Source organism: Rhizobium acidisoli (genome assembly GCF_002531755.2).
In the GTDB taxonomy this organism is placed as follows: Bacteria; Pseudomonadota; Alphaproteobacteria; order Rhizobiales; family Rhizobiaceae; genus Rhizobium; species Rhizobium acidisoli.
This window is the reverse complement of record NZ_CP034998.1, coordinates 691,693-713,818: the sequence shown is the minus strand read 5'-3', so window position 1 is coordinate 713,818 and position 22,126 is coordinate 691,693. Positions and strand designations below refer to the sequence as shown.

At 62.6% G+C, this 22,126-nt stretch carries 22 protein-coding genes; 12 read left to right on the top strand and 10 right to left on the bottom strand.

Translation table 11 applies throughout. From position 1 onward, the window contains the following. The first annotated feature begins 640 nt into the window (after nucleotides 1–640). The 4 genes from CO657_RS03475 to CO657_RS03460 all read left to right on the top strand — a co-directional run bounded on the left by CO657_RS03475 (nucleotide 641) and on the right by CO657_RS03460 (nucleotide 5,741). On the top strand, nucleotides 641–1,624 hold the full coding sequence (locus tag CO657_RS03475; protein ID WP_054181530.1) for a phosphotransferase enzyme family protein: 984 nt from the start codon (nucleotides 641–643) through the stop codon (nucleotides 1,622–1,624). Nucleotides 1,625–1,775: 151 nt separating this feature from the next. Continuing rightward, a complete protein-coding gene (locus CO657_RS03470) occupies nucleotides 1,776–2,561 on the top strand; it encodes a hypothetical protein (RefSeq protein ID WP_174293558.1) in 786 nt (261 codons plus the stop codon). After that, nucleotides 2,558–3,637, top strand: a complete 1,080-nt coding sequence (locus tag CO657_RS03465; protein ID WP_012556855.1) for a toxic anion resistance protein — start codon at nucleotides 2,558–2,560, stop codon at nucleotides 3,635–3,637. The genes CO657_RS03470 and CO657_RS03465 overlap by 4 nt, the downstream gene beginning before the upstream one ends. A 106-nt stretch (nucleotides 3,638–3,743) precedes the next feature. Continuing rightward, nucleotides 3,744–5,741: a hypothetical protein gene (locus CO657_RS03460; RefSeq protein ID WP_245292932.1), complete on the top strand. Its 1,998-nt coding sequence runs from the start codon at nucleotides 3,744–3,746 to the stop codon at nucleotides 5,739–5,741. A 61-nt stretch (nucleotides 5,742–5,802) separates the two neighbouring features. Here the strand turns inward: CO657_RS03460 and CO657_RS03455 are convergent, their stop codons facing one another. The 5 genes from CO657_RS03455 to CO657_RS03430 all read right to left on the bottom strand — a co-directional run bounded on the left by CO657_RS03455 (nucleotide 5,803) and on the right by CO657_RS03430 (nucleotide 11,740). Then, nucleotides 5,803–9,264 (bottom strand): chromosome segregation SMC family protein, encoded by a 3,462-nt coding sequence (locus tag CO657_RS03455; protein ID WP_054181529.1) that lies wholly within the window; start codon nucleotides 9,262–9,264, stop codon nucleotides 5,803–5,805. A 279-nt stretch (nucleotides 9,265–9,543) separates the two neighbouring features. Next, nucleotides 9,544–10,314, bottom strand: coding sequence for a DsbA family protein (locus CO657_RS03445; RefSeq protein ID WP_425349915.1), 771 nt, complete (start codon nucleotides 10,312–10,314; stop codon nucleotides 9,544–9,546). A 155-nt stretch (nucleotides 10,315–10,469) separates the two neighbouring features. Next, entirely contained in the window at nucleotides 10,470–10,739 is a 270-nt protein-coding gene (locus CO657_RS03440) for a type II toxin-antitoxin system RelE family toxin (RefSeq protein WP_054181527.1), read from the bottom strand. Further along, complete coding sequence (gene relB / locus CO657_RS03435) at nucleotides 10,723–10,947, bottom strand: type II toxin-antitoxin system RelB family antitoxin (RefSeq protein WP_054181526.1); 225 nt, start codon at nucleotides 10,945–10,947, stop codon at nucleotides 10,723–10,725. Before relB ends, CO657_RS03440 begins: the two co-directional genes overlap by 17 nt. Before the next feature lie 295 nt (nucleotides 10,948–11,242). Next, nucleotides 11,243–11,740: a DUF721 domain-containing protein gene (locus CO657_RS03430; RefSeq protein ID WP_054181918.1), complete on the bottom strand. Its 498-nt coding sequence runs from the start codon at nucleotides 11,738–11,740 to the stop codon at nucleotides 11,243–11,245. A 108-nt stretch (nucleotides 11,741–11,848) separates the two neighbouring features. On the opposite strand from CO657_RS03430, the gene mutY reads away from it, so the two are divergent. The 3 genes from mutY to CO657_RS03415 are packed head-to-tail and all read left to right on the top strand — an operon-like array spanning nucleotide 11,849 to nucleotide 13,936. After that, complete coding sequence (gene mutY / locus CO657_RS03425) at nucleotides 11,849–12,946, top strand: A/G-specific adenine glycosylase (RefSeq protein WP_054181525.1); 1,098 nt, start codon at nucleotides 11,849–11,851, stop codon at nucleotides 12,944–12,946. Then, nucleotides 12,943–13,566: an HAD family hydrolase gene (locus CO657_RS03420; protein ID WP_054181524.1), complete on the top strand. Its 624-nt coding sequence runs from the start codon at nucleotides 12,943–12,945 to the stop codon at nucleotides 13,564–13,566. The genes mutY and CO657_RS03420 overlap by 4 nt, the downstream gene beginning before the upstream one ends. A gap of 4 nt (nucleotides 13,567–13,570) precedes the next feature. Beyond that, complete coding sequence (locus CO657_RS03415) at nucleotides 13,571–13,936, top strand: nuclear transport factor 2 family protein (protein ID WP_054181523.1); 366 nt, start codon at nucleotides 13,571–13,573, stop codon at nucleotides 13,934–13,936. 171 nt (nucleotides 13,937–14,107) lie between these two features. Here CO657_RS03415 and CO657_RS03410 read toward each other — a convergent pair whose 3' ends face one another. The 3 genes from CO657_RS03410 to CO657_RS03395 all read right to left on the bottom strand — a co-directional run bounded on the left by CO657_RS03410 (nucleotide 14,108) and on the right by CO657_RS03395 (nucleotide 16,689). Further along, nucleotides 14,108–15,250 (bottom strand): site-specific DNA-methyltransferase, encoded by a 1,143-nt coding sequence (locus CO657_RS03410; RefSeq protein ID WP_003588031.1) that lies wholly within the window; start codon nucleotides 15,248–15,250, stop codon nucleotides 14,108–14,110. A gap of 762 nt (nucleotides 15,251–16,012) precedes the next feature. Then, a complete protein-coding gene (locus CO657_RS03400) occupies nucleotides 16,013–16,363 on the bottom strand; it encodes an antibiotic biosynthesis monooxygenase family protein (RefSeq protein WP_054181522.1) in 351 nt (116 codons plus the stop codon). After that, the gene (locus CO657_RS03395) at nucleotides 16,360–16,689 is read right to left on the bottom strand and encodes an NIPSNAP family protein (RefSeq protein WP_054181521.1); all 330 of its coding nucleotides are present in this window, start codon (nucleotides 16,687–16,689) and stop codon (nucleotides 16,360–16,362) included. Before CO657_RS03395 ends, CO657_RS03400 begins: the two co-directional genes overlap by 4 nt. A 70-nt stretch (nucleotides 16,690–16,759) precedes the next feature. On the opposite strand from CO657_RS03395, the gene CO657_RS03390 reads away from it, so the two are divergent. After that, nucleotides 16,760–17,446 carry an ArsR/SmtB family transcription factor gene (locus CO657_RS03390; RefSeq protein WP_054181520.1) on the top strand — a complete coding sequence of 229 codons (687 nt, stop codon included), beginning with the start codon at nucleotides 16,760–16,762 and terminating at the stop codon, nucleotides 17,444–17,446. Nucleotides 17,447–17,479: 33 nt separating this feature from the next. On the opposite strand, the gene CO657_RS03385 is transcribed toward CO657_RS03390, so the two are convergent. Together CO657_RS03385 and CO657_RS03380 are read right to left on the bottom strand one after the other, a co-directional pair. After that, nucleotides 17,480–17,908 (bottom strand): hypothetical protein, encoded by a 429-nt coding sequence (locus tag CO657_RS03385; protein ID WP_054181519.1) that lies wholly within the window; start codon nucleotides 17,906–17,908, stop codon nucleotides 17,480–17,482. 267 nt (nucleotides 17,909–18,175) lie between these two features. After that, on the bottom strand, nucleotides 18,176–18,391 hold the full coding sequence (locus CO657_RS03380; RefSeq protein WP_054181518.1) for a hypothetical protein: 216 nt from the start codon (nucleotides 18,389–18,391) through the stop codon (nucleotides 18,176–18,178). 252 nt (nucleotides 18,392–18,643) lie between these two features. Here CO657_RS03380 and CO657_RS03375 point away from each other — a divergent pair, with 252 nt between their 5' ends. The 4 genes from CO657_RS03375 (at nucleotide 18,644) to CO657_RS03360 (ending at nucleotide 22,102) form a co-directional block, all read left to right on the top strand. Then, complete coding sequence (locus CO657_RS03375; protein WP_054181517.1) at nucleotides 18,644–19,216, top strand: hypothetical protein; 573 nt, start codon at nucleotides 18,644–18,646, stop codon at nucleotides 19,214–19,216. A 52-nt stretch (nucleotides 19,217–19,268) separates the two neighbouring features. Next, nucleotides 19,269–19,613 carry a hypothetical protein gene (locus CO657_RS03370; protein WP_054181516.1) on the top strand — a complete coding sequence of 115 codons (345 nt, stop codon included), beginning with the start codon at nucleotides 19,269–19,271 and terminating at the stop codon, nucleotides 19,611–19,613. A 9-nt stretch (nucleotides 19,614–19,622) separates the two neighbouring features. Then, nucleotides 19,623–20,066 (top strand): hypothetical protein, encoded by a 444-nt coding sequence (locus CO657_RS03365; protein WP_054181515.1) that lies wholly within the window; start codon nucleotides 19,623–19,625, stop codon nucleotides 20,064–20,066. A gap of 221 nt (nucleotides 20,067–20,287) precedes the next feature. Then, complete coding sequence (locus CO657_RS03360) at nucleotides 20,288–22,102, top strand: methyl-accepting chemotaxis protein (RefSeq protein ID WP_054181514.1); 1,815 nt, start codon at nucleotides 20,288–20,290, stop codon at nucleotides 22,100–22,102. Nucleotides 22,103–22,126 lie beyond the last annotated feature (24 nt).

Here is a 22,126-nt window from a genome sequence, read left to right as displayed (position 1 = left end):
CCCCGTCTCCTGCCGGTTTCGCCCCCTCTCCTCGGTCAACCCAGACCCTGAGTCTCGGATCCACGGCCCGACGTTGGTGGATGCCGCATGGATCCTCGGGTCAAGCCCGAGGAGGACGGAGGGTGGGGTGGCCGCCGCAGCAAAACAGCGATGGCTGAGGGCGAATGCGGTGGCGTTTCCTGTCCGTCCGCTGCTTCGCGCCGGGTCCACGCCTCCTGCCCGCCCGTCCCCTCAACCTTGGTCATTCCAGGCCTTGAGCCTGGAATCCACGGCCCGGCGTTGGCGGATGCCGCATGGATCCTCGGGTCAAGCCCGAGGAGGACGGAGGGTGGGTGGCCGCCGCAGCAAAACAGCCACGGCCGAGGGCGAATGCGGTGGCGCTTCCTGTCCTTCCGCCGCTTCGCGCCGTGTCCGCGCCTCCTGCCCGCCCGTCCCCTCAACCTCCGTCATTCCAGGCCTGGAGCCTGGAATCCACGCCGCTGCTGCTGATGGTGCCGAGGGTCCTCGGCGCCCCCCCGGGAAGACGGAGCGCCAGGCGCTGGGTCGAGTTCGCCGAGGCCTGCTTGCCACAAGCAGGCGTTGCATCTGTCGCAGACACTCCCTATCCTGTAGACCTGCCAGCGCTTCTACGGGACCATCCATGCTCGATTTCAACCCGCTCTATTCGACCGCGCAGATAGGGGCGATCGGACAGTTCATCGATAAACACTATGCGCTCGCCGGTCCCATTCATTGCCGCATGCTTCATCGCGGCCTGAACGATGTCTATCTTGTCGTTGGCAGCGACGGCGAGCGTTATGTCTTCCGGCTTTCCCACCACCGCGCACGTGGTCGAGCCGACGTCAAAACCGAGACGGCCTTTCTCACGCATCTTTCGCAAGCGGGCGTTCCAGTGGCTGCCCCCATCCCGACACGCAACGGTGCCCTCTTCCTGCAGGGGCATGCGCCGGAAGGCCTCCGCGAGGGCGTGCTCTTCCGGGCGATCGATGGCCGCGGAATAAACGCGACGGATGCCGGCGATGCCAGCGCCAACGGCAGGACGCTTGCCCTGATGCACAATGCCGCCCAGACATTTTCCCCTGACGGCGCGCTATATCGGCTTGACCTCGAACACCTGCTGCATCGCCCGCTTACGCGCATATGCGACAGCGGCATCGTCGAAGACGCCGATGTTCTTCGCGATCTTGCAGATATCGCCACGCGGACGGGAAAAGCGATCGAGGCGTTCGACACGCTGACCTGGACCTATTGTCACGGAGACTGCCACGGCTTCAACGCGCGCATCAATGATGCCGGTGAAGCGGTGTTTTTCGATTTTGACGACAGCGGCCCGGGATACCTCGCCTACGACCTGTCGGTTTTCCTCTGGGCGAAAGTTTCCTTCGGCCGCAAGTTGACCGGCATGTGGGAGGCCTTCATCGACGGATATCGCGCCGTCCGGCCGATCACGCCCCAAGACTTCGAAGCCGCCCACCGCTTCGTCATTGTCCGCCACTTCTGGCTGATGGGCGAATATGCCAGCCGGGCGCAAGAATGGGGAAGCGAAGCCGTCGGCTGGATTGCGCGGGAAGCGAATTTTCTGAAGACCTGGGAGACCGATCAATTTGTCGACCGCCTGTTTTGACCTCCCCTCGCCGCGCTGATCGGCGACGGGCGGGATGGATGATTTCGAGGCCGAGAGCGGCGGAATGGGCAGATAGCAGCCGGCCGACATTTTCCATGCCAGTAAAAGGCGCACAACCAGATTCATTTTATTTTCAATATTCGCGTCGAGATTGTCTTTTGAAGATTTGTATTCTTTTGAGCTCAATATTGCGATGGCCCTCGGCACCAATCATTCTTACTCCACCCCGGACAATGTGGAACCGCAGCCTCGTCCCACTGCGGTGATCGATGACGACGCGATTGCCGTTCTGGACAAGGCAGCTCGCTCACCAAGGTTGGACAACGACATTCTGAGTTCGGCCCCGGCTCGCGACATCCGCAGTTCAGCAAATGAGCTGATTGAAATGCTGGAGCACGTCGACCTTCAGAAGATGCTGCGGAAGCAGGGTCTGCTTGGTCGGTTCACCGGTTCAGCCGTCGAGGCCCGCCTGGAATTCGAACTTGCAAGTCACAGGGTCACCGATTTATTCCGCCAATTGAGCCGGGCGGCACAGATTGGTCAGCGCATCCGGGGAATTCTCGACAAGACCCGACTGGAACTCATCGACGAACAGGCGCGTCTTGGCGGCGTCATATCGGACGCCAGGCTGCTTGTTTCGCAGGAGAGCGGCTCAGACCCGGCTCTGGTCGCGAGGTTTGAGCGACGTCTTGCCAACATCATGGCGATTGAGACAGCCAACACGCTGACAATTCAGCAGATCAAGCTGTCCGCCAGCGTGCTTGCTTCCTTGCTCGACCGATTTACCGACATTGAAACCCTGCTGTTGCCTCTCTGGCAGCGAAATGCGCTGGCGATCATTCATGGCGAAGCGAAACCTCGCAGTTCCGCCGTGACTGCATTTCTTGATGCTCACAGCAATCTCATAGGCTTCCTGAAGAAGGTTGGACAACAATGATCAAAGCAGCATTGCCACTGCACGACGCGTCACATGCGGTCGCCGGAGAACAGCAGATTGATCCGGAAGTCGCACGTCTGGCGGCCACCATTGACCTGTCGTCGGCCCTCTCCATCCAGCAGTTTGGCCAGGAGGTCGCCGAGCGGTCATCCCAATATGCCGATGAGATCCTTGGAACGGCACGAGCAACCGACCTCGACGACACCGGTGTTCAGTTGAACGAGATCGTGCTCGCGGCGCAACAGTTCAATCTGTCGTCACTCGATAACCCGACTGGACGAATTCCCGTCATCGGCGGCCTTTTGAAGCGGATCGCGCGATCGAAGGAACGTGCCATTGCCCGTTTCGACACCGTCAAAGGTCAGGTCGACAAGCTCGTAGCGCAAATCGAGACGACGGCCCAGACGCTGTCGCGGCGAAACCATGACTATCAGCTCATGTATGAGGGCGTCCGCGCCGAGTACGCAGCACTCGGCAAACATGTCGAAGCCATCGAGTTGCGGCTTCATGACATGGAGGACGAGATTGCCCGCCAGAATAACCCATCAGGTGACCTTGTCGCGACCGAGTATCTCGCTGTCCTCGAAGCAAACCGTCAGCAGCTTTCGAAGCGGGCGGACGATATGCGTGTTCTTCAGCATGCGGCTATGCAGACCCTTCCGATGGTTCGCATCATTCAGTCAAACAATCTCGCGCTTGTCGACAAGTTCCAGACGATCCGCCAGTTGACCTTGCCGGCGTGGAAACGCGCATTCATGCTGGCCCTGACCCTCGACGAACAGAAAAGCGCCGTCGCTTTGGCGGATACCATCGACAACGCGACCAACGCCATCATGCGCAGGAACGCGGAATTGCTGCACCAGAATTCGGTGGCGACGGCGAAATCCAACCAGCGCCTTGTCGTCGATGTCGAAACCCTTCAGCACGTCCATGACAAGATCCTGCTGACGCTGACCGACGTTCGCGATGCCCATGAGAAAGGTGCGACGGACCGCCGTCAGGCGATCGGCGAGCTGGAACGACTTCGCGGCGAAATGCTGTCCGGCGTCAAGGCGGCCGGAGTTGCCGGTGGCTGACGCCTCCGCTTTCGGCAGGCGGGTTCTCGGCGAAGCCTCATCTGCGCCGGTCTCTGGCTCAGCACCAGGTAAGCCTGATGAATCGAACGACGAAGGGCATGCTGGATTGCATCGTCGATCCCATCTGCTGTCGCTGATTGCCCAGGGATTTGCTTTCGTCGCGTTCATGCTGCTCTTTGCAGCAGCGTACACCCGCCCATCCGATCCGACCGACCTGCGAATGTTGGATGGCTCGATTTATGTGCTCGACGGGTTCACCAATGCGTTGGGGCTGGCCGGCGTCAAATCAGCGGACTCGTCAGTTCAGACCGGGCTCTGGACGCTCCCCTATCATGCCCAATATGTCTCCTTCATCCTCGCCCTTGCGACCGCTGGGATGATCATCAAGGGGCGTTGGTTTTTCGCGGGCCTGGCAGTCGCGTTCTTTCTGATACGATGGGGATTGTTCGGGCGGGCAGAATTGCTCGCCCCCTTTGCGTTCGCCTTGTTTGCATTCATTGCCCTGATATTTCACGCTCCGCTTTCCCGCCGCGCGATCATTGCCATTGTTGCCGTCGGCATTCCGGGTATCCCTGTTGTCGGCAGTCTGATGTATGACCTTTCCCGGGATTTCACTGCTCGGCCGACCTATGAAAAATACAGGGTGATCCGCCCGTCCGATTTGCCGGCAAACGTTCACGAGGCTACCGCCGATGCGAATGGAGATCACCGGGTGCAACCGGATGGAAATGCGAAAATCATGCCGTACTTTCTGGCGCAGGCGGCGGCTTTTCGTGGCGACAGCGCTGCTGCCGCGGCCGCACTCGACAAGCTGGAAACGAGCGGCTTCCTTCTGAACAATTTCGATCAGACCCGTTTTCAGGCGATACGAAACTTCGCGCTGGCCTCCGGCGGTTTTGGACCGCAGGCGCGCGAAAAGTTCCTGGCCGACAATGCCGCTCAATCGCAAAAGGCATATCTGCTGCTTTCGGCCGCACTGATCTTTGCCATCGCCGCGCCGCTGACAAATGGGCTCGGCTGGTGGGTTGCACGCCGGAGCCGAAGGGTTTGGTCGATCGAGCGGGAGCTGGACCAGCGCCGTGCCAACCTGACGGGCGCGGTCAAACGCGCGGCTGGCGTGTTCGGCAGCCGCATCGCCAATAAGCTACCCAAACCGTCTTCGATTGCCAATGGCGAACGTGCGATCGAAGCAATCGCCGCCCGCGCACGTGGTTACCTTCTGTTTGTCCTTGGTCTTCTGGCCTTTGCGGCGCTGTCAGCTTTCGGGGCCTATTGGATCTGGCTGCCTGAGGCGGCCGATAACACCGCCTTCCATTTTGTGGCGCTTGCCGGAAGCGCGGCCGATTATGCGCAGCAGAACGGTGTTGCAGTTATCGCCGGGGCTGACGACTGGACGGCCGGACCCATATCGCTGAATTGGCTCAAATATCCGATATGCCTTGCCGCGATCGTTCTTGCCACGCGCCGATCGCGATATCTCGGCGCGTTGGCCGCGATGGCTTTTGTCGCATTCTTCGCGATCGATGATTATCGATTTACCCAGCACTCGCGTCGTGAAGCCCTGCCCCAGCAATTCTCGCAGCGCCTGCGTTCGGAGCTGGATCTTGCTGCCGGCCGGACGAACGGCGGGCTCATAGCGCCCTCACAGCCTGTCACCGACAGTTTCCGCGGCCTGGACGTCAATCTTCGTGGGTCGATCGCGGCGGAAAACAGGTCCGCTTCCCCCGCTGCGCCGACGGAGATCGATGCTTCGCTCGCGGCCTATACGCTTGCGCAGATCGCCTATCTCGAGGGGAATGTCGTCGATGCCGCGAAATTCCTCAACCAGGTCAGCGAGATGAAGGTTTTGTATGCCGGCGTTCATTGCGAGCGCTTGGCGCTGATGCGGGATTGGGTCTCGGCCAACGGCTACACTGCGAATGCGATGGATTGGCTCAATGCCGATTTTCCATCGCTGGTGCGGCGGTTAGGAAGATGGCTGCTGACGCTTTCCATCGGAAGCTTGGGGCTCGCGGCTGTTGTCACATCCTTTGTCGCAATCGCCGTTGCGCGACGCCGCCGGATCGAAGCCCTCCTGGAAGAGCGCGGCCGATATCAGCTTTAGACCGGAGCTCGGCTTCGATCGTCAACCGACGCCAGCAACCAGCCCGGCCGCGGGGAGAAATTCAGGCGATCTCGCGCAGGCGTTCGGCGGTCTGCAGGTCGACGGAGACGAGGGTGGAGACGCCTTGTTCGGCCATGGTGACGCCGAAGAGGCGGTTCATGCGGGCCATGGTGATCGGATTGTGGGTGATGATGACGAAGCGGGTTTCGGTGGAGGCCGCCATTTCGTCCATCAGGTTGCAGTAGCGCTCGACATTGTGGTCGTCGAGCGGTGCGTCGACTTCGTCGAGCACGCAGATCGGCGCCGGATTGGTGAGGAAGACGGCGAAGATCAGCGCCATCGCCGTCAGCGCCTGTTCGCCGCCTGAGAGTAGCGTCATCGTCTGCGGCTTCTTTCCGGGCGGCCGGGCCAGGATTTCGAGGCCGGCCTCCAGCGGATCGTCGGATTCGATCAGCTGCAGCTCGGCGGTGCCACCGCCGAAAAGATGGGTGAACAGCCGCTGGAACTGGGCGTTGACGATGTCGAAGGCGGCGATCAGCCGTTCGCGGCCCTCGCGGTTGAGGCTCTGGATGGCGCCGCGCAGCTTGCGGATCGCGTCGATGACGTCGTCGCGTTCCCTGATCAGCGCTTCGAGCTTGTCGCTCAGTTCCTTCTGTTCCTCGTCGGCGCGCAGGTTGACGGCGCCGAGCCGCTCGCGCTCGATCCGCAGACGCTCGAGCTCGCGCTCGACCTCGCGCGGATCGGGAAGCGCCTGCATGGCCGGGCGCCCGGTCAGCTGCAGCGCCTCGTGCGGCGCGACGTTCAGCACTTCGCGGATGCGGCTTTCGCTTTCCTGGCGCTTTTCGCGGGCCGAAACCAGGCGCTCCTCGGCGCGGCCACGGCGTTCGCGGCATTCGGCAAGCTCGGAAAGTGCGGTCGCCGCCTGATGATCGGCCTCGCGCTGGATGCGTTCGGCCTCGGCCAGGAGATCGCCGGCGTTGCGGCGCGCCTCCTCGGCCTTCTGCAATTCGCTGAGCAGAGCGCGGCGCTTGTCGTCGAATTCATCCGGCGCCATTTCGAGTTCGGCCGCCTCTTCGCGCGCCTCTTCCTCGCGCTCGCGGAGCGTCGCCACATGATCTTCGCCGCTTGCCGCCCGCTGGCGCCAGGTCTCGCGCTCCTGGCCGATCGCCAGGATGCGGCGTTGGCGGGCCTCGTTTTCTCGCGCCAGGCTTTCGTGGCGGGCTCGGCTTTCGGCAAGCGCGCCGCGATCGGTCGCGACCTCCGCCTGCTGGAAGCGCAGCCGCTCGTCGATCGCGGTCAGATCGGGCGCATCCTCCAGCTCGATGCGGGCATTTTCTTCCTGGACGCCGATCTCCTCCAGCTGCGCGCCGAGCTGGCTGACCGCCTCGCTGACGACATCGCGGCGGCGGATCAGGTCGCCGGAGGCACGCTCTGCCGCAACAAGCGCTTCACGCGCCTCGGCGAGATGACGGGCCGAAAGCCGGCTCATGTCGCGGGCCTCGGCAAGCCGGCGCTCCTCGCCGCGGATCGCCTCCGCGGCCGCCGCCTGCCGCTCCTCGGCCTCGACGAGCACATCGCGGGCAAGCGCCGCCTCGCCTTCGAGCTCGGCCAGGCGGTTCTTCTGGGCAAGGCGAAGGGCCGCAGCACTCGGCGCGTCGGCGCCGGTGACATGGCCGTCCCAGCGATAGACGGCGCCCTCTTTCGTCACCAGCCGCTGGCCGGGCTGCAGCGCCGCCATCAGGCGCTCCGCATCCCCATCGGCGACCAGGCCGATCTGGCGCAGGCGGCGGGTGAGTGCGGCGGGCGCGCTGATATGGCCGAGCAGCGGCGTGACGCCTTCGGGAAGGGCGGGATCGCCGGAACCATCGCCATTCTCCGACCAATGGGCCGGCGCCTCGGCAGCAAGCGGTGACTCCAGATCGTCGCCGAGGGCGGCACCGAGCGCGGTTTCGAAGCCGCGATCGACCTTCAACTCTTCGGCAACGGGGGAAAATTTCCCGGCCGCGGCACCGGCGGCGAGCATGCGGGAAATGGTGCGCGCCTCGGTTTCCAGCGCATTGAGGCTGGCGCGGGCCTGATCGACCGGGGCGCGTGACAGCGCCTCGGTCTGGCGGGCAGCGGCCAGCGCCTGCTCCACCACCTGGACGGCGGCCTCGGCGTCGGCAAGGGCGATTTCTCCGGCCTCGACGATGGCGCGTTTTTCATCCGGGTCCGGCAGGCCGGCGATCTTGTCGCCGATGGCTGCAAGTTCGTGGTTGGCCTCGTCCATCTGGCGCTCGAGGCGCATGCGCCGATCGGCGAGATCGCGGATGGCGCGTTCCAGCTGGTTGCGGCCGGCAGCGGCTTCAGCGCGTTCGGCGGTCAGCGCGGTAAAGATGCGCTCGCTGTCGGCAAGTTTTGCGGCCGCTTCCTCAAAGGCCTCGCGGGTCTCCTCGGCATAACGGCCGGAATCGGCCAGCACTTCCGCAATCTCGGCTTCTTCGGCGTCCAGCCTTGCCAGGATGACGGCATTGTCGGCGACCAGCCGTTCCTCGCGGCGAATATCCTCGCCAAGCTGGGCGAGACGGCGGGTGAGCTCGTCGCGGCGGCGCAGGATGCGGCCGGCATCTTCCTCCAACTGGCTTCGGGCGATCTGCAGGCGCTGCAACGCGGCGGCGGCGCGGGCCTCACCCTCGCGCAGTTCCGGCAGCTTCAGGCTGGCGATGCCTTGCTGCTTGGCTGCCTCCATCTGGGCTTGGGCCTTTTCGGCAACGACTGATGTCGCCTGGTTCAGCGCGCTGTCGGCCTCGGCCTCGGACTCCTTGGCCTGCACCCAGCGGATATGCAGCAGCATCGCCTCGCGGGCGCGGATATCGGCAGACAGCGTCTTGAAGCGGTTGGCCTGGCGGGCCTGGCGCTTCAGGCTCTCGATCTGGCTTTCGAGCTGCGAGGTGACGTCGTCGAGACGCTCGAGATTGCCTTCGGCGGCGCGCAGGCGCAGCTCGGCTTCGTGGCGGCGGGAATGCAGGCCCGAAATGCCGGCCGCCTCCTCCAGGAGCTGGCGGCGGGCCTGCGGCTTTGCCTGGATCAGCTCGCCGATCCGCCCCTGCCCGACCATCGACGGCGAACGGGCGCCGGTGGAGGCATCGGCAAACAACAGCTGCACGTCCTTGGCGCGGCTTTCCTTGCCGTTGATGCGATAGAGCGAACCCTGCTCACGCTCGATGCGGCGGGTGACCTGGATCTCGTCGCTGTCGTTGAAGGCGGCGGGTGCGGTGCGCGTCGCATTGTCGAGATAAAGCGCCACCTCGGCGGTATTGCGGGCCGGGCGGTTTCCGGAGCCCGAAAAGATCACGTCGTCCATGCCGGAGGCGCGCATGTTCTTATAGGAATTTTCGCCCATCACCCAGCGCAGCGCCTCGACGAGGTTGGACTTGCCGCAGCCGTTCGGGCCGACGACGCCGGTCAGCCCCCGCTCGATGATGAATTCCGTCGGCTCGACGAAGGATTTGAAGCCGACCAGGCGCAGCTTGTTGAACTTCATGCAGAAGCTCCGAAGCGGCGGGTGGGGGTGGCACCCCCCTCTGCCCTGCCGGGCATCTCCCCCACAAGGGGGGAGATCGGCAAGTGGCTAGGGCTTCCCCAAACAAGGGAGCGCTTCCGCAGGGGATTGATGAAGGACGAGACGGTCCCCCCAGCCAATCTCCCCCCTTGTGGGGGAGATGTCCGGCAGGACAGAGGGGGGTATCTCCTGCCCCCACGCAGCCACAAAAAAACGGGCGCACGGCTTTCGCCGTCGCCCGTCGTTTCGAAACGATCCGGTTCAGATGAGGCTGTCGATGAGCGCCGACAAGGTTTCAACCGGCATGTCTCCAGAGTAGCGCTTGCCATTGATGAGGAACGTCGGCGTGGCGTTGACGCCGAAATCCTTGGAACCTCTTTCCCGCGTGGCGTTCACTTCATCCAGAAGCTTCTGGTTCGTCAAGCATTTCGTGAAGCTATCCTCAGTAAATCCGGCGAGCTTCGACATCTGCAGCAGTGCGGCGCGGCCGTCATCGGCGGCGGCCCAGACCTGCTGCTGCTTGAACAGCATGGAGACCATCGGGAAATACTGTTCCGGCGTGCTCAGCTGTTCCGGATTGGCAGCGCTGCAGCGGGCGAGCATGAAGGCGGCGGCGGCGCGCGGATCGAAGGGGAATTCGCGGATGATGAACTGCACCTTGCCGGCGTCGACATATTTCTGCTTGATGGCATCGAAGGTGGTGTTGTGGAAATGGGCGCAATGCGGGCAGGTCATCGACATATATTCGACGATCTTGACCGGGGCATCGGCCTTACCCAGGGCCATCTCCGGCAGAGCGCCGGGCTTCAGCACTTCGGCCATGTCGACATCGCCGTCGGACTGCGGCATTTCGGTCGGCGATGTCGCAGCCGTCTGCATGGTATCGACATTGGTGCCGTCGACCATGGTCTTGCCGGAAGACGTTGCATCGGCAGCGTCCTTGCTGTCGTTGCAGGCGGCAAGCGCTGCGGCAGCTGCGGCGATGGCGATCCCACCCAGGAGGCGGCGTTTCGTCAGTTGCATTTCGGACATCTGCATGGGTTCCCCATAAGCAATGAGATTGACGGCATGACTGTGCGATATAACGGCTGGCGGCCGCTCACAAGCCACGGTTCACCAACTTCCTTCAAAGAATTGTGACCGTGATGGGACCGCCCGACAAAATTGCGATCGGTGCGTATGCGGATTCATCGATAGACATCGCGGCGGTTGCCAATCCGCACGATGAGGATCAGCACCGCCCCATCGTCAATGTTTGCGATCACTCGATAGTCCCCGACGCGATATTTCCAGAAATCCCCGAGTTCAGACCCCTTAAGCGCGTCTCCGATGGATCGCGGATCGTCCAACCTTGCAACGCGATCATTCAGAAATCGGAGTATTCGGCGAGCCGTCTCATGCCCAAGCTTCTCAAGCTCACGCTCGGCTGCTCGGTGAAACTCAATTCTCCAAACCATGACGCGCCATCAGCTCGGCCAACGGCACGGTATCGCTCTCACCCCGACGAAGTTCTTCCAGGCGTTTCTCGGCGAGATAGATATCCTCGAGATCATCGAGATGTTCGAGGATGGCTTGACGCGCATAGAAGCTCTTGCTGCGGCCCGTGCGCCTGGAAAGCTCATCGAGCCGTGCTTCGATATCAGATGGCAATCGCAAGGCCAGCATGATCTTTCTCCTGTGTGCTATACACATATAGCATCCGAAGCGCCCGGTCACCAGTACTCCTGGATATATGCGCATTTGGGAGAAGCTTCTGCAATCAGAGTGCTCGTGCATGGATGCTCGGGCCCGAGCACGACGGAGGGTTGGGGTAGGCTTCTGCAAATACAGCGACGGTGCAGAAGTAGGCGCTATTGGCGCGCCTCCAGCCTCTCGCGATCCTCAACCTCCGTCATCCCGGGCCCTGCGCCTGGGATCCATGGCCCCGCTGAGGACGCCACATGGATCGCGAAAACCCGCGCTATCGCCCCCTCCCCCGCTTACCCATCACCGCGGTCCCCAGGCGCTGGATCGCCTGGCGCAGCTTGTCGCCCTCTATGCCTTCCATCATGCCTTCGAGCTTGCGGGCGGCTTCGCCTTTCAGCGGCGGCGGGGTGCGGGAGCGGCGGGCGGCTTGGGAGACCGGCTTTTGGACGATGCGGATCTGGTGGACGGCGGCGAAGCCGAAGAAGCTGTTGATGCGCTGGATGAGTTCGCCCTGGGCATGGGTGAGGAAAAGTGCGCGTGCGCCTTCGCAGGCGATCGTCAGCACGCCGGGGCGGAAGCCGCCGTCCTCATTGCCGCCGCGGGCCCAGGCGATCTTTTCCGGCCGGGTGCAATCGGCGAAATCCTCGCCGGCGATTTCGCTCCACGAGCCGAGCAGCGCCGTGTTGATGCCGGCGCGGCGCGCCAGGACGGGATCGATCAGCCCGTTCGCCAGCTCGGAAATCTGCTTTGCACCTTTGCGTGGATAACTCATCGAAACCCTTGGACGCCCCTGCCAATCGCACAGGCAATTCGCATCACCGGCTTGATCGCGCGGCATTGCTTCGCCAAGTATAGGCACTTCCCCCGATCCCGGCAAATCATGACGATCACGACACTCGACACACCCACCGCAAAGCCCCTGCTGGACTGGTACGACCGCCATCATCGCGATCTGCCCTGGCGCATCTCGCCCGGCGTGGCGGCCGGCGGCGTCAGACCCGATCCCTATCGCGTCTGGCTTTCGGAGGTGATGCTGCAGCAAACGACGGTGCAGGCGGTCAAACCCTATTTCGCCAAGTTTCTGCAGCGCTGGCCTGAGGTGACCGATCTTGCCGAAGCCGAAACCGATGCGGTGATGGCGGCCTGGGCCGGGCTCGGCTATTACGCGCGGGCCCGCAACCTGAAGAAATGCGCCGAAGCGGTGGCGAAAGAGCATGGCGGCGTCTTTCCGGACACCGAGGAAGGGCTGAAGTCGCTGCCTGGCATCGGCGATTATACGGCGGCGGCCGTCGCCGCCATCGCCTTCAACCGGCAGGCGGCTGTGATGGACGGCAATGTCGAGCGGGTGATCTCCAGGCTTTATGCGATCGAAACACCGCTTCCCGCGGGAAAGCCGCTGATGAAGGAAAAGGTGGCGCGGCTGACACCGGCGACGCGGCCCGGCGATTTCGCCCAGGCGATGATGGATCTCGGGGCGACGATCTGCACGCCGAAGCGGCCGGCCTGTTCGCTCTGTCCGTTTCGCGGCGCCTGCGCGGCGCTGAAGCTTTCCGATCCCGAGCTATTTCCCGTCAAGGCGGCGAAGAAAGAGAAGCCGGTGCGGCAGGGCGCGGCTTTCGTCGCGGTCACCGCAGACGGCGAGATCCTGCTCAGGCGGCGTGCCGAAAGCGGCCTGCTCGGCGGCATGACCGAGGTGCCGACAACGGCATGGACGGCGCGCCTCGACGGCGAGACCTCGGCTGCGGCCGCGCCGTTCGAGGCGGCCTGGCAGGCCTGCGGCACCGTCATCCATGTCTTCACCCATTTTGAACTCCGGCTGTCGATCTGGCGCGCGGCGATCGCCGGCAAGGTGGATGACCGTCCGAATGACGGATGGTGGGAGCCGGTTACAAATCTTGAAGCGCAGGCCTTACCCACAATCATGAAAAAAGCGATCGCAGCGGCTATTCCTCTCGCGTTCAAAACATCCAAGGGATGACCATGACTACGACTGAGATAAAACATATCGTTTTCGATATCGGCAAAGTCCTTATTCATTACGATCCGCATCTTGCCTTCGCCCGCCTCATTCCCGACGAGACGGAGCGCAACTGGTTCTTCGCCAATATCTGCACCCATGACTGGAACATCGAGCAGGACCGGGGCCGCACCTGGGCAGAGGCCGAAGCGCTGCTGATTGCCGAGCACCCGGCCCGCGAAGAGCACATCCGCGCCTTCCGCAAATATTGGCACGAGATGGTGCCGCACGCCTATGAGGACAGCGTCGCGATCATGGAAGGGCTGATTGCCGAAGGGCGCGATGTGACGATGCTGACCAACTTCGCCTCCGACACCTTCCGCGAGGCGCAGGCGCGCTTTCCCTTCCTCACCAAACCGCGCGGCGTCACCGTCTCCGGCGATGTCGGCCTGATCAAGCCGGATCTGGCGATCTACGAGACCCACACGAAAAGCTTCGGCCTCGACCCCAAGGCGACGATCTTCATCGACGATGCACCTGCCAATGTCGAAGGCGCCAAGGAATTCGGCTGGAATGCGGTGCTGTTCTCGGGCGCGGACAGGCTGCGCAGCGATCTTGCCGCTTACGGCGTCAAGGTCTGAAGCCATGGCTTTCGATCCCGCCGAGGAAATCGACCGCTTTCACGCCGCCATCAACGCCCTCGATTTCTCCGCCATCGAGGCCTATTTCGCCGAGGATGCCGCCTATGTCTCGAACGGCGTCGGCAGCCTTGCCGGGAGGGCCGAGATCATGGCCGCCTTCCGGAAATACTTCGACGACTATCCCGATCAAACGGCGGAAAATTCGCTGGTGGAGACACTGACGCCGCTGTCCGGCCGGGCGGTCTGGTCGCTTCGCGCCACCCACAGCAAGACGGGCAAGGCGCTGATCCGCGAGGGCGAGGAGACGATCACCTTCAACGATGAAGGCCGCATCACCCGGGTCGACGTCACCGATTACAAGGATTTCTGAAGCAGCGCCTCAAATCGAAGACGCCCGGGGCTTAAACCCCGGGCGCCTTGGCCTTCTTCCGCAACTGGAGGAAACCGGAAGAAGGTATTTCGATCCGCCGGAGCATGATGCCGAAAAGTGTAAGCGGTTTTCGGACGACATCATGCTGCAGTTCTCTGATTTGGGTGGTGCTCACTCCACCTTTGCCAGATCACTGCGGATGACGGACCTGAGATCGTCGATCGGGCGCAGGGACTGCCCGTCTTCGAAATGCCAGAAGGTCCATCCGTTGCAAGCATCGAGACCCTGCACCTTGGCGCCGAGACGATGAATGGAGCCGGCATCGCCGCCTGAAGCCACCGTGCCGTCGGCGCGCACGATGGCGCTGTAACGGCGTTTGGCATCGGTCAGCACCTGGCCGGGCTTGATCAGGCCGCTTTCCACAAGCACGTTGAAGGCGACGCGAACCTCGGCCTTCTTGCCGGTCATGACGGTCAGTTCCGCCTTCCCCAGCGGCTCGACGGCGGCGATGCGGGCCGAAGCCGCATCGATATAGTCCTGTTCGCGCTCGATGCCGACGAAGTGGCGGCCGAGACGCTTGGCGACGGCACCCGTTGTTCCCGAACCGAAGAAGGGATCAAGCACGATATCACCTGGTTTGGTCGAGGCCATGATGACGCGGGCAAGCAGCGCTTCCGGCTTCTGCGTCGGATGCACCTTCTTGCCGTCCTCGCCCTTCAATCGCTCATTGCCGTTGCAGATCGGGAAGAGCCAGTCGGAGCGCATCTGCACGTCGTCATTGGCGGCCTTCATCGCATCGTAATTGAAGGTATAACCCTTGGCCTTGGCGTTGGGGCTTGCCCAGATCATCGTCTCGTGGGCGTTCTGGAAACGGCGGCCCTTGAAATTCGGCATCGGATTGGTCTTGCGCCAAATGATGTCGTTGAGGATCCAGAAGTTCAGATCCTGCAGCGTGGCGCCGACGCGGAAGATATTGTGATAGGAGCCGATCACCCAGATCGAGCCGGTCGGCTTCAAGACACGCCGGCAGGCCAGCAGCCAGGCGCGGGTGAAGGCGTCATAGGCCTCGAACGAAGCGAACTGATCCCATTCGTCATCGACGGCATCGACCAGCGACTGGTCGGGACGATGCAGCGTTCCGCCGAGCTGCAGATTGTACGGCGGGTCGGCAAAGATGACATCGACGGAGTGGGTGGGCAAAGCCTCAAGGGCACTGACGCAATCACCCTTAATGATCGTGTCGACCCAAGACCCCGGCCGGGAATCCGACTTTACGGAAGCCTTGAGGTCGGCAAGCGGAAAAACTGATGCCATTCTGATACTCGCTCATACGCTTTACGCTTAACTCTCCATTATGGTTACCCAACTTAGTTACCAAAGCCTGAAGCGGTGGCCGATTTCGGGAATTTATTGTGGCGGCGGCCAATCGACGGCGGCGATAGCCGCAACTGTCGAGGGCTAATGGTCGCACCGTTCTTCAAGGACGGTAAGTTTGACATAGAACTGCAAATAATTGAAAGTTCAGGTGGCAAGCTACAATCAGCGGCATTCGTCTGGCGCTCACCCATAGCCGCCGTAAGATGCGTCCGTATATCCAAGAGCAGGCGGTTTGGGCGTGACAGTAACTTTGGCCAATACGATGGCGCGCGGCATCGCGTCGGGAGCGGTTTTGATGCTGGCAGGATGCGGCTTGCCACTCCATGAGACCGTCCAACCAGAGGCATCACTAACTGTGAGATCGGAGACGGGCACTCCGATCCAAGGGGCGCAGGTGAGGCTCAATATGCGCGCGATCCCCAGTACCAAGCACGCGATAGCCGTCGTGTTGACGGACACCGATGGGAGGGCCTCATTTCCTGAGGTGAAGGAGTGGCATACCAGATATCCGCTTATGATGCACGGAACGGTGGAATACCAATGGGCCTGGTGCGTTTCGAAGGCAGGTTATCAGGACCACGATGAAAGATGGTCTGCAGAGTTTAAACCCTATGCGGTTGTGACCATGAAAGAAGGAAACTCAAGAGGCTGCCCAGACACGCGCAATCCCGGTGAACCGCGCGTGTTGGTCGCCCCGCGTCACGCCGCATCGTGAACCTCGCGGCTATCGCTCGGCGCCTCGTCGCGTTCGAACATGCCGTAATTGCGCACGACGCTGGCGATGCGCAGGCGGTAATTGGCGAAGATGCCGCCGCGGCCGGCTTGCTGGGCGGCCCGGTGGGCTTCGAGGTTGCGCCATTTTCTGACCGCTTCCTCGTCGCGGAAGAAGGAAAGCGACAGCAGCTTGCCGCGGTTCGTCAGGCTTTCGAAACGCTCTATCGAGATGAAGCCGTCGATCTTTTCGAGCTCTGATCGCAGCTCTCCGGCGAGATCGAGATATTTATGGCGTTCGCCCATATAGGGCACGACTTCGAAGATGACGGCAATCATGGCAGCACCAGCTTGGCGTGAGGGGCGGAGACGTTCTTCAGGAAGATGCGATCCTCCTTCAGGATGAAGCGTTCGCGCCTGGAAAATTCGTAATTCTCACGGCCGAGCGGGTCGGCGGCCAATCGGGCGCGGTAGGCTTCGTAGGCGGCGAGGCTTTCGATGTTGTAGACGCCGTAGGCCGTCGTCGCCGATCCCTCGTGGGGAGCGAAATAGCCGATCAGGTCGGCGCCATTCCTGGGGATCGCCTGGCCCCAGTTGCGGGCGTATTCGGCAAAGGCCTCCTTCTTGAAGGGGTCGATCTGATAGCGGATGAAGCAGGTAATCATCGGTTTCTCCTTTTGCTCTCCACTCTTTTCGCACATTGCCTGACGGCGATGCTTCGGTTACGATCGAAGTATGAAGGAAGGTCCTGACATTGCGCAGATCGGCGCGCTCATCGGCGATCCCGCCCGCGCCAACATGCTGGCCGCACTCACCGGCGGCCGGGCGCTGACGGCGACGGAGCTTGCCGGCGTCGGCGGCATCACCGTGCAGACGGCGAGCACGCATCTTGCCAAGCTCGAAGCCGGCGGGCTGCTTGCCCAGCGCAAGCAGGGGCGTCACCGCTATTTCACATTGGCCGACGAGGCCGTTGCCCGGCTGATCGAAAGCATGATGGGATTTGCTGCCGGGCGCGGGCATCTGCGCCACCAGCCGGGGCCGAAAGAGCCGGCGCTGCGCAAGGCGCGCATCTGTTACGATCATCTCGCCGGCGATTACGGCGTACGCATGCTCGACAGCCTGATCGCCTCAGGCTCGATCGACGCGGTCGGAGACGGGCTGTCGCTGACCGATAAGGGCGAACACGATCTCAAATGCATCGGCATCGATGTCGGCCACCTCCGATCCTCGCGCCGCCCGCTCTGCCGCTCCTGCCTCGACTGGAGCGAAAGGCGCGCCCATCTTGCCGGCAGCCTCGGCAAGGCCTTGCTGTCAAGCTTTCTCGACAAAGGCTGGGCGCGGCGCACGCCCGAAAGCCGCTCGGTCCTCTTCACCCCGGAAGGCGACCGGCAGTTTCTGAAGCTCTTTCCGATCGATGCGTAGCTTCGCTGCCTTCCAGCGCCTTTCCCTCTGATGCTATAGACCGGCCTTCCACGCATCCTGCTGGCGCACATGCGCCCGAAGCGCTGCGAGCGTGAGCGCCAGTGCGGCGTGATTGCTTTCGGCTTCACCCAGCACGTTTTCGCCTTCCTCGATCTCGCGCAGTTGCGCGCCGTAAAGGCAATCGTCGGACGCCTGGCCGCGGGCAAGATGCCAGACCGCATCCGGCCGGATCTCCCGGCAGAGATCGATGGCGTGATTGACGTCGTGGGTGAACGGCCGCGCCATCAGGAAGCCGTGCTGCGACTTGATGCTGCTCGGCATGTAGTCATGGGGACCGTCGAAATCGTTCGGCTCGGCCGGCCGGAGCTGTTTCAGCAAAAAGGCACAGGTGATGAAGGCGTCGATCCGGCCGTCGGGCATATCCGTTTTTTCCAGGGTTTCGATAATGTCCTCGATCGTCATGCAGGCTTCCTTTTGGTCGGTTCTTCGGCGTGCCGCCTCTCCTCTTCCCCATGGCGGCGGTGGCGTCCTCTTCCCCGAGCGCCATCTAGTGCATGAGAATGCCAAAGGTAGTCCCGGGGCTGTGACGAGCCGGCGATCACGCGGATTTCATTGATTTTGCACCCGCCTCGCTTGAGGTAGCGGCATGACGCGCACGTCCCGGTCGAGCGGTCTTCGATCTCGGCATGGAGGTCGCTGCCAGACTGCGTCCGTCGCCGGCTTTTGCGCCTAGCAGCCCCTCTTCCTCATTTTCTTTTCGACCTTGGCCCGCCTCTCGGGGCCATCACTGGCATGTTTTCCGCCGGTCAGTGCATTATCCATCATCGCCTGCAGCTGCGCACAGCTTTTGCGGTGCTTGCCGCCCTTGGCGGTGACCTCGGTGGATGTGAAGGCAAAAAGCAGCGCTACGGCTACTGTCGATCGAACAAGAGCTGAAAGCCTCATGGTCCCTCTCCTCTTGCCCACATGGTAAGCCCAAGCCCGTGAGCCCGCAACGAGGATGGTGTCGCGCCAGCCCGGGATACTGGTTTCCGGAGCAGCCGATGATAACCCGTACCAGCGCGGTCAGACCAAGGTCCGGCGCCCCTCCGACTGAGGACCTAAGGGAGGAACAGTGGGGCGTAACCGAAGTTTGTCAGACAGCTGTCCATCCGCTCGGGTGCGATAGCCGCTCAAAAACAAACGGAGGAATACACTATGATGAAGGTAACACATCTCGCCCTGGCAGCGGCATTTCTGGCCGGCACGGCCGTTTCCGGCTTCGCGCAATCGTCAAGCACGGTCGGCACCGGCGGTTCGTCGGCTGGCGGCGGAACTGCGAGCAGCACGGTTGGTACTGGTGGCAGCTCTGCCGGGGGCACCTGCCCCGCCGGCGCAACCAACTGCAATTCCGGCTCGTCCTCGACGATCGGCACCGGCGGCTCGTCGGCCGGTGGCGGCACCTCGAGCAGCACTGTCGGCACCGGCGGCTCTGCCGCAGGTTCAGGCTCCGGCTCGGGTTCTGCTTCGACGCTCGGCACCGGCGGTTCCTCGGCTGGCGGCGGCGCCTCGAGCAGCTCGGTCGGCACCGGCGGCTCCGCCGCAGGTTCCGGCGATGCGAACTCGGCCTCGAGTGTCGGAACCGGCGCCTCGTCTGCGGACGGCGACAAGACGGGCAGCACCGTCGGCACCGGCGGCAGTGCGGCCGGAACCTCGCATGACAGCAAGGGCAAGAAGGGCTGCGCGCCCGGCCAGGTCAAGAAGGATGCCGCCGGCACCAAGGGCTGCTGACGCTATCGGCCGGCGCCTTTGCGGCGTCGGCCAAACCCTTGGAGATAGAACAATGACCCAACTTACCACAATCGCACTCAGCGCTTGCCTGGTCTTGATCGCCGGGCAGACGATGTCGGAGGAGATCAAGCTCGACGACGGAACGACATGCACGATCGTCCAGTCACAGGCCGGGGATATGTCGACCACCGTGACGGCCGGCAACGGGCACGTGTCTTCGTCGACCACAACAGGCAGCGGCTCTGCCGGTTCGTCCTCTTCATCCGCCTCCGCCGGCTCGTCGGCCGGATCCGGGAGCGTCGACAGCTTTTCGACGGCAAGCATCACAAGGCCCGACGGCACCGTCATCACCAAACGTTCCGACGGCACCTGCTCAATGACGAAACCGACGAAATAGGAGAGGACAATGAAACATCTCAACCTCATCGCAGCCGCCACGATCGCGCTGCTTGCGTCGAGTTCGGCGGTTCTTGCGGAGGATTGCAATGCGGCCGGAACTGTGGGAACGGGCGGAAGCGCTTCGGCCGGCGGCACCTCGGCGAGCTCGGTCGGCACCGCAGGCACTTGCCGGACCGACGGCGGCACGACCTCGTCGATCGGATCGGGGGGAAGTGCAGCCACCATCGATGGCAAGGCGCAAAGCAAGACCCATGTCAACGACAATGGCGACAAGCTCAAGGCACAAACAAAGGCCCAGGCCGTCGACAAGGGGACGTTCAGCAAGTCCCGCACGAAGACCAGCACCGACGGCAGCTCGCTGGAAAGCACGACCCGCACCATGTCGCATGTTCCCGGCGAGAAGCCGGTCAAGAATACCACCAATCAAAAGATCATCCTTCCGGAACAATAGGTTAGATGGGCTCGCCTCACGCAAACAAGGGCGAGCCCTTGGCCTTGGCGCCATGGCCTCCCGGTGCCTAAGGCCCGTCTTCCTCGATCGCATTCAACTGTTCATCGCACGAGGCAAACACTACAACCTGTTGTTTTTACGCGGATTGGCGAAGTCTCGCTGAGAAATCATTAAGCATGTTCCGATAATCTCAGGTTCTACGTTAACGTGAGAGCCCCGACATGGCGTCGATCCAGCATAAGATCATCATTGCAAGCATCGCGATTTTCGCCTTGGCGGGCGGCGCCACGGGGGTCGGCATCTGGTCTGCCTCCACGCTTTCGGCCAACAGCGCCGATGTCGCTCAGTCGGCGCAAATTCTGCGCAACCACATGCAGGCCGATATGATGCATGACGCGCTGCGCGCCGACGTTCTCGCCTCCCTGCTGGCATCCAACCCGGCGGCAGGCATAGACGCCGCCGCGGTGAAGGCGGATCTGGCGGAGCACGAGGCATCGTTCCGCGAGATGATCGACGCCAATAAGGCGCTTGTCTCCGACGCAAAAACGAAAGCGGTTCTTGCCGACATCGAACGGCCCCTTCTCGTCTATGTCGACAGCGCCACCAAGATGGTCGATCTTGCCGGCAAGGATTCGGCGGCGGCATTGAAGGCGCTGCCGGAATTCATGCAGCAATTCTCGACATTGGAAACGGCCATGGAACAGGCCGGCGATCAGATCACCGCCGTATCGGATGATATTTCCAAGCGTAGCGCCGACATCAAAGCCTCGGTCGATATCACCCTCAAAGCCCTTCTGGCCTCGGCCGCCTTGTTCGCCTTCGGCCTTTATTTCCTGACCCGCAAAACCGTCACCAAGCCGATCCTTTCGCTTTCCAACGATATGCAAAGGCTCGCCGGCGGCGACACGGCCATTGCCTGCAGCGGGATCGGTCGCACTGACGAAATCGGCACGATGGCATCGGCTGTCGAAATCTTCCGGCAGGCGGCGATTGCCAACAAGCAGCTCGAGCAGGACGCCGAGACGGCTCGCTTGCAGGGCGAAACCGAGCGGGTCACGGCCCGCAAGCAGGCGGACGAGGATGCGGCCGAACGGCTGCGGGCAGCGACATCCGGTCTTGCCGCCGGCCTGAAGCGGCTTGCCTCCGGCGATCTCGCCTTCCAGATCGAAGAGCCCTTTGCCCCCGACTTCGAGAGCCTCCGGCATGACTTCAACATGTCGATCCGCCAGCTCGATCAGACGCTCGGCGCCATTGCGACAGCCATTGCCGCGATCGACGAAGGCACAAGGGAAATCGCCTCCGGGGCCGGCGATCTGTCGAAACGCACCGAACAGCAGGCGGCCTCGCTCGAACAAACCGCCGCAGCGCTCGATCAGATCACCGCCAATGTCTCGAACTCCAGCAAGCGCACCGACGAGGCGCGCACCGAGGCGACGGACGCCAATCGCAATGCCGCCAAATCGGCGGAGGTCGTGTCGCATGCCGAAGAGGCCATGCGCCGCATCGAGGCCTCGTCGCAGCAGATCTCCAGCATCATTGGCGTAATCGACGAAATCGCCTTCCAGACCAACCTGCTGGCCCTAAACGCCGGCGTCGAAGCTGCCCGCGCTGGCGAAGCCGGCAAGGGCTTTGCCGTCGTTGCCCAGGAAGTCCGCGAGCTCGCCCAGCGCTCGGCGCAGGCGGCAAAGGAAATCAAGGGCCACATCCAGAAATCGTCGGTGGAAGTGGAAAGCGGCGTCAAGCTGGTTCTCGACACCAGCCAGGTTCTGAGCGCGATCAGCGAGCAGATCGCCCGCATCAACCAGCACATGGATGCCATCGCCGTATCGGCAAGAGAGCAGTCGACCGGCCTTGCCGAAGTCAATACCGCCGTCAATTCGATGGATCACGTGACCCAGCAGAATGCGGCAATGGTCGAGCAATCGACCGCCGCATCCGGTCATCTGGCTCAGGAAGCCGCCAAGCTGCGCGAACTCGTGTCCCGCTTCAAGCTGCGTGCGACGGCTTCGACGCAATTCACACGACGGGCGGCGTGACGGCTTGACGGGAGCGATCCGGCA